The 13117-nt window shown below is 69.7% G+C and carries 9 protein-coding genes; all 9 read right to left on the bottom strand.

Going from position 1 to position 13117, the window contains the following annotated elements; all coding sequences use genetic code 11:
- Window positions 1-81 precede the first annotated feature (81 nt).
- The 9 genes from rpmE to nrtL all read right to left on the bottom strand — a co-directional run bounded on the left by rpmE (window position 82) and on the right by nrtL (window position 12905).
- Window positions 82-303, bottom strand: coding sequence for a 50S ribosomal protein L31 (gene rpmE / locus AQJ27_RS17335; protein ID WP_033323852.1), 222 nt, complete (start codon window positions 301-303; stop codon window positions 82-84).
- 195 nt (window positions 304-498) lie between these two features.
- Complete coding sequence (locus tag AQJ27_RS17330) at window positions 499-1641, bottom strand: LCP family protein (RefSeq protein WP_067369006.1); 1143 nt, start codon at window positions 1639-1641, stop codon at window positions 499-501.
- 209 nt (window positions 1642-1850) lie between these two features.
- On the bottom strand, window positions 1851-3725 hold the full coding sequence (locus AQJ27_RS17325; protein WP_067369003.1) for a trypsin-like serine protease: 1875 nt from the start codon (window positions 3723-3725) through the stop codon (window positions 1851-1853).
- 126 nt (window positions 3726-3851) lie between these two features.
- Window positions 3852-5912, bottom strand: coding sequence for a transcription termination factor Rho (rho, locus tag AQJ27_RS17320; RefSeq protein ID WP_067369000.1), 2061 nt, complete (start codon window positions 5910-5912; stop codon window positions 3852-3854).
- A gap of 388 nt (window positions 5913-6300) precedes the next feature.
- Complete coding sequence (gene thrB, locus AQJ27_RS17315) at window positions 6301-7230, bottom strand: homoserine kinase (protein ID WP_067368997.1); 930 nt, start codon at window positions 7228-7230, stop codon at window positions 6301-6303.
- Window positions 7231-7698: 468 nt separating this feature from the next.
- A complete protein-coding gene (gene thrC, locus AQJ27_RS17310) occupies window positions 7699-8757 on the bottom strand; it encodes a threonine synthase (RefSeq protein WP_067368991.1) in 1059 nt (352 codons plus the stop codon).
- Between the two features lie 6 nt (window positions 8758-8763).
- Window positions 8764-10053, bottom strand: coding sequence for a homoserine dehydrogenase (locus AQJ27_RS17305; RefSeq protein WP_067369365.1), 1290 nt, complete (start codon window positions 10051-10053; stop codon window positions 8764-8766).
- 252 nt (window positions 10054-10305) lie between these two features.
- Complete coding sequence (gene lysA / locus AQJ27_RS17300) at window positions 10306-11697, bottom strand: diaminopimelate decarboxylase (RefSeq protein WP_067368986.1); 1392 nt, start codon at window positions 11695-11697, stop codon at window positions 10306-10308.
- 17 nt (window positions 11698-11714) lie between these two features.
- Entirely contained in the window at window positions 11715-12905 is a 1191-nt protein-coding gene (nrtL, locus tag AQJ27_RS17295; protein WP_067368985.1) for an ArgS-related anticodon-binding protein NrtL, read from the bottom strand.
- Window positions 12906-13117: the final 212 nt, after the last annotated feature.

Below are 13117 nucleotides of genomic sequence, written 5' to 3'. Positions count from 1 at the left end.
ACGAATGTGGGGGCTGCACCGCAAAGCGCCGGTCCCGGCGCCCCCGTGCCGGGGACGCCGAAGACCGGCGCTGTGGGCTCGCTACTTCTTGGCAGCGGCAGCCTTGCCGAAGCGGGCCTCGAAGCGGGCCACGCGGCCACCGGTGTCGAGGATCTTCTGCTTGCCCGTGTAGAACGGGTGGCACTCGGAGCAGACCTCGGCGCGGATGGAACCGCTGGAGATCGTGCTACGGGTGGTGAACGACGCGCCACAGGTGCAGCTGACCTGCGTCTCGACGTACTCGGGGTGGATGTCGCGCTTCAAGGTGTCTCCTAGTTTCGGGAGGGCGCCGGGTCGCCACCGCGGGATGCGGGTGCGTGAACCGGAGCCGACGTACCAGTCTGCCAGGACTGGCGCCATCCCCCAAAACCGGGGGCTTGGACGATCTATTCCCGAGCCTGTGTACGGGGCTCGTACGGGCCCCGGCGCGGCCTCCGTACCGGCTCGGCCGGACAGGTCCTAGCTGACGACGCCCTTCGCGGTGCCCGTGGCCGTGCCCTTCGTGGCCGCCTTCGGGATCGTCCGGTCGTTCTTCAGGGCGGTCCACACCTGCTGCGCCTTGGCCTTGTCGACGAGGACGCGGTTGGCGTCCGCGCTGTCGTACTGGACCGGCATCGTCACCATGTTCATGTTCGACGAGCTGATGCCCTTGAGGCCGTTGGCGAAGGACGCGAGGCTCTTGACCGTGCCGAGGTCGGAGTCGGTGGTGACGGTCTTGGTCGCGGTGTCGGCGAGGTCGTACAGCTTCGTGGGGCTGGACAGCACGCCGATGTGCTTGACCTGGTTGACCAGGGCCTTGATGAACGCCTGCTGGAGCTGGATACGGCCGAGGTCGGAGCCGTCGCCGACGCCGTGCCGGGTGCGGACGAGGCCGAGCGCCTGCTGTCCGTCGAGGGTGTGCGTGCCGGCGGTCAGCTTCAGATGGCTGTCGGGGTCCTTGATGTTCTTGGTGGTGGTCACCCGAACACCGCCGAGGTCGTCGATGAGCTTCTGGAAGCCGCTGAAGTCGACCTCGATGTAGTGGTCCATGCGGATACCGGACATGGATTCGACGGTCTTCACCGCGCAGGCGGCCCCGCCGGTGGAGTACGCGGAGTTGAACATCACGCCGGTCGCGGCTTCGTGGGTGACGCCCTTGGCATCGGTGCAGGAGGGGCGCGGGACGAGGGTGTCGCGGGGTATGGAGACCACGCTGGCCTTCTTGTGGCCCTCGTATATGTGCACGATCATCGCCGTGTCCGAGCGGGCGCTGCCGTCGTCGGTGCCGCCGCCCAGCTTCTTGTTGCTGCCGGAGCGGGTGTCGGAGCCCAGGACCAGGATGTTCTCGGAGCCGTTGTCGACCTTCAGCGGCCGGTCGGCACCGAGGGCCTGGTTGATGTCGACGGTCTTGATGTTGCCGTTGAGCTTGAAGTACAGGTACCCGCCGCCGGCGCCCCCCAACACCACGATGCCCGCCGCGGTCCAGGCCGTGATGAGCAGGGCCTTGCTGCGCGTGCTGCGCGTGCTGCGCGGCTTGCGGCGGCTGCCCTTCGCGCGCTGACGCGGGTTGCTCGTGCCGGGCTCACCCGGTGTACCGGGTTCCGGCATGCTCTCGGCAGGCATGGGCTCCTCTTGTCCTCGTTGCGGTCGGTTACCCCCTGTTTTCAGGGCCAAGCCCGGTTCGGTGCGCCATGTAGAGCCTCATGGTCACTCCGTACGGTCAGACGGGGAAACTCGGGCAAGGGTTGCACAACGCACTGCGCCCACCGCGTGGCGCGATGGGCACAGTGCGTGATGGACGGGCAGGGGATAAACCCCGCTCACCTGCGATTTCAGCCGAAGATGTCGTACTGCTTGAAATCAGTGCCGATCTTGATGGCTGTGGCGAAGATCTCGCTGGTCGCCTTGCCGGTACCGGGGTAGAGGTAGAGCGTGCCCGCGGGCGTACGGGCCAGGAAGTCGGCCTTGCCGTCACCGGTCACGTCACCCACCGCGTCGAAGGCGTTGTAGCCGGCCCAGGTGCGCACCTTGATCCGGCTGGAGAACGCGCCGGAGCCCGCCTTGCCGGTGCCCTTGAACAGGTAGACGTACGAGCCGGTCTTGCTGCGCGCGATCAGATCGGCCTTGCCGTCGCCGGTGAAGTCGCCGTGGGCGCGCAGGGAGTTGTACTGGTTCCAGCCGGAGCTCACCTTGACGCGGGCCGAGAAGGTGCCGTTGCCCTTGCCCGGGTAGATCCACAGGACGCCGCCGGAGTCGACCGAGAGCAGGTCGGGCAGGGCGTCACCGGTGACGTCGCCCGGGGCGACGACGCGGGTGCGGGTCTTCCAGTCGCTGAAGAGCTTGGTGTCGGCCCACTTGCCCGTGGACGGCAGGTAGTGCCACCAGTGGATGTCGCCGTTGGAGGTGCGGCGCTCGACGACGTCCTGGTAGCCGTCCCGGTCGAGGTCTGCCTGCAGGACGACGTTCGACGCGCTCCAGCCGCCCCAGGACTGCCGGGCTCCGAACGAGGTGCCCTTGGAGTCCTTCTCGTACAGCGTCTTGGTGGCGGAGTTGCGGACGAACAGGTCGGCTTTGTGGTCACCGCTCAGGTTCGTGTCGTCGATCCGCGGATAGGTGGCACCGACGTACGTGCTGACCTTGGTGAAGACGCTGTACGCGCCCTTCTGGACGCAGTCCACCACGCCCCAGGAGACGACGCCCACGATGCGGCCGCCGACGATCAGCGGACCGCCGGAGTCGCCGTTGCAGGCGGAGGTGGTGCCGGTGTCGCTGCCCGTCGCGGGGTTGCCCGCACAGACCATGTGGCCCTTGATGAACTCGGTCTTGTAGTAGCCGCCGCACGTGGCGTCGGACTTGATGGGCAGCGTGGCCGTCTTCAGGGTCTCGGAGATGTCCTGGGTGGCGGAGGAGGTGCGGCCCCAGCCGTAGAGCGTCGCCTTGGTGCCGGAGGCGTACGAGGCGGTGTCGCCCGACGTCGTCATCCGGATCGGCTTGGCCTTGACGGGCCCGTCCAGCGTGAGGACCGCGATGTCGTTGTTGATGGTCGACGCGTTGTACGAGGGGTGGTTCCACTGCCGCGATACGAAGCTGGCGGTGCCGCCGTGCAGATCGGTTCCGCCTCCCGAGGGAAGCTGAGAGGTGCCGGTCACGACGGCGCCGTGGGCCTTCCAGTCGTAGCCCTTGACGCAGTGCGCGGCGGTGAGGATCTTCGTCGGCGAGACGACGGAGCCGGCGCAGAAGAAGCCGACGTCGTCGCTGGTGCTGCTGGTGCCCTTGTCGTCGGAGTACAGGAGCTGGGCCATCCACGGGGCGGTGGTGATGGTGGTCGTCGTGCCGCCGATGATCTTCGGGTCGACGGAGGCGCCGCTCGTGTTCGCGCTCGCGCCCGTGCTCGTACCGGTGGTCGCGGTCTTGCCCGTACCTGTACCCGTACCCGTGCTGGCGCTCGTGCTCGTGCCCGTGCTCGGGGAGGACTTGGCCGTCGGCTGTCCGGCCGTGCCGTCACTCGCGATGGCCCCGGCGATCCGCTTCTCCAGCGTGGCCAGGCTCGGCGAGGTGCCGGTCGCCCTGGCGAGCGGAGCCGGCTGCGTGGAGGCTGCGTTCGCCGACGACATCAGGAGCGCACCCCCGACGGCCGCCGCCAGAGCCGCCGCCGCGACAGGCACGGCGATGCGTATCCGGCGTCTGTGACGACCGCGCCCGGACATGGACGTATCCACTCAAGTCCCCCCTGAGACTCATACGTTGAAAGAGAGCGCGATCGTACAGGTGTCCCAGGCAGCACAAAGGGCCGCCCCCGTCACGGGGAGCGGCCCTCAGCTGTGCGGATGTCGTCAGTCGTTGCCCGGCATCGGCGTCGTCTTCTGAATCTGCAGCAGGAACTCGGCGTTCGACTTCGTCTGCTTCATCTTGTCGAGCAGCAGCTCGATCGCCTGCTGCTGGTCGAGCGCGTGGAGCACGCGACGCAGCTTCCAGGTGATGGCGAGCTCGTCGCTGCCGAGCAGGATCTCTTCCTTACGGGTACCGGACGCGTCGACGTCCACCGCCGGGAAGATGCGCTTGTCGGCGAGCTTCCGGTCGAGCTTGAGCTCGGCGTTGCCGGTGCCCTTGAACTCCTCGAAGATGACCTCGTCCATGCGCGAGCCGGTGTCGACGAGCGCGGTCGCGAGGATGGTCAGCGAACCGCCGTCCTCGATGTTGCGCGCGGCACCGAAGAAGCGCTTCGGCGGGTAGAGGGCCGTCGAGTCGACACCACCGGACAGGATGCGGCCGGAGGCCGGGGCGGCGAGGTTGTACGCACGGCCCAGACGCGTGATCGAGTCGAGCAGGACGACGACGTCGTGGCCCAGCTCCACGAGGCGCTTGGCACGCTCGATGGCGAGCTCGGCGACCGTGGTGTGGTCCTCGGCCGGGCGGTCGAAGGTCGAGGAGATGACCTCGCCCTTGACCGACCGCTGCATGTCGGTGACCTCTTCCGGACGCTCGTCGACCAGGACGACCATCAGGTGGCACTCGGGGTTGTTGTGCGTGATCGCGTTGGCGATCGCCTGCATGATCATGGTCTTGCCGGTCTTCGGCGGGGCCACGATCAGACCACGCTGGCCCTTGCCGATCGGCGCGACGAGGTCGATGATGCGCGTCGTCAGCACGCCCGGGTCCGTCTCCAGACGGAGGCGGTCCTGCGGGTAAAGGGGCGTCAGCTTGTTGAACTCCGGTCGCCCGCGCCCGGAGTCGGGGGCCATGCCGTTGGTCGAGTCCAGGCGAACGAGCGCGTTGAACTTCTCGCGGCGCTCGCCGTCCTTGGGCTGACGGACCGCACCCGTGACGTGGTCACCCTTGCGCAGACCGTTCTTGCGGACCTGGGCGAGGGAGACGTACACGTCGTTCGGGCCCGGCAGGTAGCCGGACGTACGGATGAACGCGTAGTTGTCGAGGATGTCCAGGATGCCCGCGACGGGGATCAGGACGTCGTCGTCGGCGAGCTGCGGCTCGTTGGTGGCGAACTCGTCGCGGCCACGACGGCCCCGACGGTCGCGGTAGCGCCCGCGACGGCCGCGGCGGCCGCCCTCGAAGTCGTCGTCGTCCTGCGGGCCGTTGTCACGCTGCTGGCGGTCCTGGCGGTCCTGACGGCCGCCGCCCTGCTGCTGACGGTCCTGACGGTCCTGGCGCTGCTGACCGGCGCCACCCTGGCCCTGACCCTGACCCTGACCCTGGCCCTGCTGCTGCTCGTCACCCTTGCCACCGCGGCGGTCACGGTCACGGCCGCCACGCTCGCGGTCGCCACGCTCGCCGCGGTCACGGCGGTCCCGGCGGCCCTGCCGACCGTCGACGCCGTCACCGGCGTCGGTCCTGGTCTCGGCGGGGGCCTCGACGGCAACGGCCTTCGGCTCGCTCTTCGCCTCGGCGGTGACCGTCTCGGGGCTGCCGGCCTCGGCCACGGCACGGCGACGGCGGCGCTCGCCCGCGGGGGCGTCGTCGCTGGCCGGCTGGCCGGGGATCTCGATCTGCTGCTGGGCCACGGCCTTCTCGGCCGCGGGCTTCTCGGCGGCCTTCTTCTCGGCGGCCGGAGCGGCGTCGTCGCCGGTACGGGCCTTGGAGGTGGCCCGGCGCTTCGGCTTGGTCTCGGTGGCGGCCTCGGCCTTGGCCGGGGCACCCCCGCCCGCCTGCGCCTCCTTGATGACCTCGATCAGCTGGCTCTTGCGCATCCGCGCGGTGCCCCTGATACCGAGGCCGGACGCGACCTGCTGCAGCTCGGCCAGCACCATGCCCTCGAGGCCGGTACCGCGGCGCCGCCGGGAGCCGGCACCGGAGGCAGGCGCGGCAGAGGCGTCCGTGGCGGGCGCGGCAGCGGTCTCCTCGACACGTGCGCCCATCAGATCGGTGGTGTCGCTCACGAAGGGTCCTTCCCTGGAGCGGACGTCGGCCTGTCTGGCTCGGCGACCGGTTGTGCTGTCCGGCATTGGTCCTTGCTGTGTGGACCGTGCCGGGGCGGTGGTCCGCCAAAGAGGCGGAAGGCATATCTGGTGATGACGATTCCGGAGCCGTGGCACTGAATTGCGGTGTCATCGGCACGGTCACGCCGGTTCCGGAGCGTGCTCAGCACTGCTCAGCGCATAGCACCCAATGCATGGCACAAAGCAGTTTGGGAGGCTCCCGGAAGAATGGTTGTCCCGGACGGGGACACGAAGCACCTCGCCATGGTGGGGTCGGGTGCAGACTTGAGGTTAACACTACCGGATCCAACAAACATTCCCCCTCTCCAAATCCGGCAACCGCGCGCTTTTAATGGACGCCCGCCGGAGCGAGCGGCAGGACGCACGCCCCCGCCTCGTCGAGGTCCAGCCGATTGGCGGCCCATCCCTGACCTGCGAGATGAGCGACCTTGTCGGCGGATTCCTTGTCGGCCAGCGCGAGGACGGTGGGGCCCGCGCCGGAGATCACCGCGGGGATGCCGTCGGCCCGCAACCGCTCCACCAGCGCCGCGCTCTCCGGCATGGCCGGGGCGCGGTACTCCTGGTGCAGCCGGTCCTCGGTGGCGGGCAGCAGCAGCTCGGGGCGCCGGCTGAGGGCCTCGACGAGCAGTGCGGCCCGGCCCGCGTTGGCGGCGGCGTCGACGTGCGGAACGGTGCGCGGCAGCAGACCGCGCGCGGTCTCGGTGAGGACCGGCTTTCCGGGAACGAAAACCACCGGAACGATGGAATCGGCAGGGTCCATCCTGATCGCCCGTGCGGCTCCGGCCTCCATCCAGGAGAGCGTGAATCCGCCGAGCAGACAGGCCGCGACATTGTCGGGATGGCCCTCGATCTCGGTGGCGAGCTCAAGAAGCGCGGTGTCGTCGAGTTTGCTGTCGCCGCCTATGGTCACGGCGCGCGCGGCGACGATTCCGGCGCAGATGGCAGCCGAAGAGGAGCCGAGGCCCCGCCCGTGCGGAATGCGATTGGCGCAGACGATCTCGAGGCCGCGCGGTTGTCCGCCCAGCAGATCGAAGGCGGTGCGCAGGGAGCGTACGAGGAGGTGATTCTCGTCGCGGGGCAGCGTCTCGCTGCCCTCACCTGCGATGTCGATGTGCAGCCCGGAGTCGGCCACCCGGACGACCACGTCGTCGTACAGCCCCAGTGACAGGCCGAAGGCGTCGAAGCCCGGCCCGAGGTTGGCGCTGGTGGCGGGGACGCGCACCCGGACGGCGGCGGCGCGGAACGCTGGACCGGCCATCGCTCGATGACTCTCCTTGAGCTGCGTGATGTACGAGATTTTCGATGTGCTGCGAGAGGAACTGCGTGTTTCGGATGAACTCGGATGAACTGCGAGAGGGACTGCGATACGTACGGAAGACCCGGAGACCGCAGTGACTGCCCTGACTGCACTGACGACGCGGCACCGCGGCATATGCGGCGGGCGGGTTCGGTACAGCCTATCGAAGGAAGGTTCTGTGGCGACATAGGGCGCACAGGAGGCGCACGATGCGTGTCGTAAGCCCCCCGTGCACCCCCTGTCGGGTTGCGGTAGGGGTGACCTTGGCGGCGGCCGGATTTCGCCAACTTCTGGCGAATTCCGCCCGCCGCCGATGGCCTCTGACAGGCCCCGACGGCTTTTGGCGGATGTGCGCCAGGCGGCTTTACGCCACTCTGCCCACCCCGCCGTCCGCCGGTCCGAGCCCCTTTGCCCTACGGCTTTTCTGCCTTACGCCAGTCCGAGCCGCTCCGCCGCCGCGGCCGCGTCCACAGGAACGGTAACCGGCTGCGGGGCGCCCGCGACGGCCCAGTCCGGATCCTTGAGCCCGTTTCCAGTGACCGTGCAGACGATCCGCTGGCCGGGGTCGACCTTGCCCTGCTCGGCGGCCTTCAGCAGACCGGCGACCGACGCGGCGGACGCGGGCTCGACGAAAACGCCCTCCTGCGCGGCCAACAGCCGGTAGGCGCGCAGGATCTCACGGTCCGTCACCTCGTCGATGAAGCCACCGGACTCGTCCCGCGCGGCCAGCGCGAACTTCCACGAGGCCGGGTTGCCGATGCGGATCGCCGTGGCGATCGTCGACGGGTCCTTGACGACCTCGCCGCGCACGATGGGCGCGGAACCGGAGGCCTGGAATCCCCACATGCGCGGGGTGTGCCCGGCGATGCCGTCGGCGGCGTACTCCGTGTAGCCCTTCCAGTACGCGGTGATGTTGCCCGCGTTGCCCACCGGCAGGACGTGGATGTCGGGCGCGTCGCCGAGCATGTCCACGATCTCGAAGGCGGCGGTCTTCTGGCCCTCGATGCGCACCGGGTTGACCGAATTGACCAGCGCCACCGGGTAGTTGTCGGACAGCGAGCGCGCGAGCGTCAGGCAGTCGTCGAAGTTGCCGTCGACCTGGAGGATCTTCGCGCCGTGCACGAGGGCCTGGCCCATCTTGCCGATGGCGATCTTGCCCTGCGGGACGAGCACGGCACACACCATGCCCGCACGCACGGCGTACGCGGCGGCGGAGGCGGACGTATTGCCGGTGGAGGCGCAGATGACAGCCTTCGCGCCCTCCTCCTTGGCCCGCGTGATGGCCATGGTCATACCGCGGTCCTTGAAGGACCCGGTCGGGTTGGCGCCCTCCACCTTCAGGTGGACCTCGCAGCCCGTGCGCTCGGAGAGCACCTGCGCGGGCACGAGCGGCGTACCGCCCTCACGGAGTGTCACGACCGGCGTGCTGTCGGACACCGGAAGCCGGTCCCGGTACTCCTCGATGATTCCGCGCCACTGGTGGGTCATTGCTGGTTACTCTCCTTCAACCCGCATGATGCTGGCGACACCCCGCACGGTGTCGAGGCTGCGCAGCGCCTCGACGGTCCCGTTCAGGGACGCGTCGGACGCTCGATGGGTGACCACGACGAGAGAGGCCTCGCCGTCCTTGCCCTGCTGGCGCACCGTATCGATCGATACGCCGTGCTCGGCGAAAACGGTGGCCACCTGGGCGAGAACACCAGGTTTGTCCGCCACGTCGAGGCTGATGTGGTAGCGCGTCACGACCTCGCCCATGGGCGAGACGGGCAGCTGGGTGTACGCGGAGTCGCCGGGCCCGGTCGCGCCGCTGAGCTTGTTGCGGCAGACGGCGACGAGGTCACCGAGCACGGCGGACGCGGTCGGGGCGCCGCCGGCGCCCGGCCCGTAGAACATGAGCTGCCCGGCGGCATCCGACTCGACGAACACCGCGTTGTACGCGCCGCGCACGGAGGCGAGGGGGTGGCTCAGCGGAATCATCGCCGGATGCACGCGCGCCGTCACCGATCCCCCGTCCGCCGCCCGCTCACAGATGGCGAGCAGCTTGATGGTGCAGCCCATCTCCTTCGCCGAGGCGAAGTCGGCGGCGGTGACCTCGGTCATGCCCTCGCGGTACACGTCGTCGAGGCGCACACGCGTGTGGAAGGCGATTCCGGCGAGGATGGCGGCCTTGGCGGCCGCGTCGAAGGCCTCGACGTCGGCGGTCGGGTCGGCTTCGGCGTATCCGAGCGCGGTGGCCTCGTCGAGGGCTTCCTGATAGCCGGCCCCGGTGGAGTCCATCTTGTCGAGGATGAAGTTCGTCGTCCCGTTGACGATCCCCATCACGCGGTTGATCTTGTCACCGGCGAGGGACTCGCGCAGCGGCCGGATCAGCGGGATGGCGCCGGCGACGGCGGCCTCGTAGTAGAGGTCCCGGTTGTTCGCCTCCGCCGCCGCGTGCAGGGCTGCCCCGTCCTGGGCGAGGAGCGCCTTGTTGGCGGAGACGACGGAGGCGCCGTGCTCGAAGGCGGTGGTGATGAGGGAGCGGGCGGGCTCGATACCGCCGATGACCTCGACGACGACGTCGATGTCCCCGCGTTTGACGAGGGCGGTGGCGTCGGTGGTGACGAGCTCGGGATCGATGCCCTCGCGCACCTTGGAGGGCCGGCGGACGGCCACGCCCGCCAGCTCGACGGGGGCCCCGATCCTGGCCGCGAGGTCGTCGGCGTGCGTCGTCATGATGCGCGCCACCTCTGAGCCGACAACCCCACAGCCCAGCAGCGCCACCTTCAGCGGACGCGTACGCATCATCCGACCTCGTTTCCTCATACCGTCTACGGTTGGACCAGTCTCACTCACCGGACGGGAGTTTCTATCCCTGGTCCGGATCGTGAGACATCTATTTCATTATTCCGACAGGCGGCGGCAGGAGATCTTCCACCTGCGCCGACCGTCGATTCCGACCTCGATCAGCCGGTCATTCCGACGGTCATTCCGATCGAGGTCGCAACGACCCTGGCTGGTCGAATCGGCCGGTCGTTCCGGCCTTCGACCGACCGTTCACCCGACGTCGAGACGCAGGAGGTCCTCCTCCGTCTCCCGGCGGACGATCACCCGGGCCTCGCCGTCGTGCACGGCGACGACCGGCGGGCGCAGGGCGTGGTTGTAGTTGCTGGCCATGGACCGGCAGTAGGCACCCGTGGCGGGTACGGCGATGAGATCGCCGGGGGCCAGGTCGGAGGGCAGGAAGGCGTCCTTGACCACGATGTCGCCACTCTCGCAGTGCTTGCCGACGACGCGGACGAGCATGGGCTCGGCGTCGGAGGTACGCGAGACGAGGGCGACGCTGTACTCGGCGTCGTACAGCGCGGTCCGGATGTTGTCGGACATACCCCCGTCGACGGAGACGTACGTCCGCAGCCCGTCGAGCGGCTTGATGGTGCCGACCTCGTAGAGCGTGAAGGCGGTGGGCCCGACGATGGCCCGCCCCGGCTCGACCGAGATCCGAGGCGTCCGCAGCTTCGCGGCCTCGCACTCCCGCGTGACGATCTCGCCCAGCGCCTTCGCGATCTCGTACGGCTCGCGGGGATCGTCGTCACTCGTGTAGGCGATGCCGAGACCACCGCCGAGGTCGATCTCGGGCAGCTCGACCCCGTGCTCGTCACGAACGGCGGCCAGCAGCGACACCACCCGCCGGGCGGCGACCTCGAACCCGGCCATGTCGAAGATCTGCGAACCGATGTGCGAGTGGATCCCCACGAGCTCGAGCCCGTCGAGCGCGAGCGCCCGCCGCACCGCCTCCGCGGCCTGGCCGTCGGCCAGCGCGATCCCGAACTTCTGGTCCTCGTGGGCGGTGGCGATGAACTCGTGGGTGTGCGCCTCGACCCCCACGGTCACGCGGATCTGCACCCGCTGCCGCTTGCCGAGGGACTGCGCGATGTGGGCGACGCGGACGATCTCCTGGAAGGAGTCGAGAACGATCCGCCCGACCCCGGCCTCGATGGCGGCGGTGATCTCTTCCTCGGACTTGTTGTTGCCGTGGAAGGCGATGCGGTCGGCGGGCATCCCGGCGGAGAGGGCGGTGGCGAGCTCACCGCCGGAGCACACGTCGAGGTTGAGCCCCTCCTCGTGCAGCCACCGCACGACGGCGCGCGAGAGGAAGGCCTTCCCGGCGTAGAAGACGTCGGCGTCGTGCCCGAACGCGGTCCGCCAGGCACGGGCGCGCTCGCGGAAGTCGGCCTCGTCGATGAAGTAGGCCGGAGTGCCGAACTCCTGGGCGAGCCTGGTGACTTCCATCCCGCCGACGCTGACGACGCCATCGTCCGTTCGGCTGACGGTGTGCGCCCAGACCTTGGGGTCGAGGGCGTTGAGGTCGGCGGGCGGGGCGCTGTAGTGGCCCTCGGGGAGGACATCGGCGTGGCGGGGCCCGGCGGGGTGTGCGGAACGGCTCATTTTTCTCTCACAGACGGTCACAGATAGTCAGGGGCGCTGATGCCGAGCAGGGACAGGCCGCCGGCCAGCACCGTCCCGGCGGCTTCGGCGAGCGCGAGCCGGGCGCGGTGGGCGGCCGAGGGTTTCTCGTCGCCGAGCGGCAGCACGGTGTGCTGGAAGGCGAGGAGGGCGTCGGCGGTGGTGACGAGGTGCCGGGCGAGCCGGTCGGGCGCGCGGTGCAGGGCCGCCTGCGTCAGCACGGCCGGATACCCGGCGAGCGCTCCGACGAGCTCGTCGCCGCCGGGTACGTCTTCGGGTACGTCACCGGGGTCGCCGGTGCAGCCGAGCGCGGCGGCGTTACGGGTGAGGGCCCGGGTGCGGGCGTGGGCGTACCGGACCCGGAAGAGGGGGTTGCCCTCCCGCTGAAGCAGGTGATCGGCACTGATCCGCGGCCGGTCGTGGCACGCGGGGTGCAGCAGGGCCCAGCGTGCGGCGTCGGGGCCGAGGGGGGTGGGGTCTTCGGGGGCGGGGGTGGGGCGCAGGGGTGTGGTCTGGGGGTGCGGGCGATGGGGATGGGGGTGCTGGTCGTTCGGGGGATCGGCCTGCGGCGGCTTGGTGCGTGGGGGCTCGGTGCGGGAGGGCTCAGTGCCTGCGGGCGCTACGTGCGAGGGCTCAGTGCCTGCGGGCGCTACGTGCGAGGGCTCAGTGCCTGCGGGCGCTACGTGCGAGGGCTCAGTGCCCGCGGGCTCGGCGCGCCAGGGATGGATGTGGTGCACCTCCGCACGGCCGCCCTGGGTGGCCACGATCCGTACGAGCGTGTCGGCGACGACTTCGGCCCGGATGTCGTACGGGATCCGGAGCGGGACGATCTGCCCGGCGAGAATGTCGCCGTGCCCATAGGCGTCACGCCGACGCCGGATCTCCCGTACGAGCGAGGCGCCCGCGCCACCCCCCAGCCGAATGTTGAGGAACCCCGGCCCGGTGATCGCGACCTCGGCGACACCTTCGCTGCGGGTGAGGTGGGGCCGCAGGATCTCCGCGACCTGCCGTGCCGGCCGCCCGGCGGGCCGCGCCAACTGCAACGCGATGTTCGTGGCGTAGTCCCCACACCCACCCGGCCCCGGCGGCGTCACCACCACCCGCGCCGGCACGACCACGCTCAGCTCCCCCTCGTCCACGGCACGACGCACCGCGCGCAGCACGGTGCGGGAGAGCTCGACGGGGGTCACGGGACAAGCGTAGGGGAGGAGGGGGGTGGGTAGGCGAGTCGGTTTTGCCAGGTTCCGGGATGTGGACGGGGCAGGGAGGGCGAGGGCGCATTCACTGACGGACGGCGAGCGAGGGAGGACACGGCCGACGCTCGACGAGGTGGACGGAGTAAGAGTGGTGACATGGACGGAGTACGGGGACGTAGGCGAAGCGGAGCCGGAGCCGCACGACG

This window comes from Streptomyces olivochromogenes, from assembly GCF_001514115.1.
Taxonomy (GTDB): Bacteria; Actinomycetota; Actinomycetes; order Streptomycetales; family Streptomycetaceae; genus Streptomyces; species Streptomyces olivochromogenes.
The sequence above is the reverse complement of the archived record's forward strand: the minus strand, read 5'-3'. Positions and strand labels throughout refer to the sequence as shown.

What these genes read in the sequence shown, in the direction of transcription:
- AQJ27_RS17330 (WP_067369006.1), bottom strand. Translation starts at nt 1,641, where the DNA reads ATGCCTGCCGAGAGCATGCCGGAACCCGGTACACCGGGTGAGCCCGGC.
- AQJ27_RS17325 (WP_067369003.1), bottom strand. Translation starts at nt 3,725, where the DNA reads ATGTCCGGGCGCGGTCGTCACAGACGCCGGATACGCATCGCCGTGCCT.
- thrB (WP_067368997.1), bottom strand. Translation starts at nt 7,230, where the DNA reads ATGGCCGGTCCAGCGTTCCGCGCCGCCGCCGTCCGGGTGCGCGTCCCC.
- thrC (WP_067368991.1), bottom strand. Translation starts at nt 8,757, where the DNA reads ATGACCCACCAGTGGCGCGGAATCATCGAGGAGTACCGGGACCGGCTT.
- AQJ27_RS17305 (WP_067369365.1), bottom strand. Translation starts at nt 10,053, where the DNA reads ATGCGTACGCGTCCGCTGAAGGTGGCGCTGCTGGGCTGTGGGGTTGTC.
- lysA (WP_067368986.1), bottom strand. Translation starts at nt 11,697, where the DNA reads ATGAGCCGTTCCGCACACCCCGCCGGGCCCCGCCACGCCGATGTCCTC.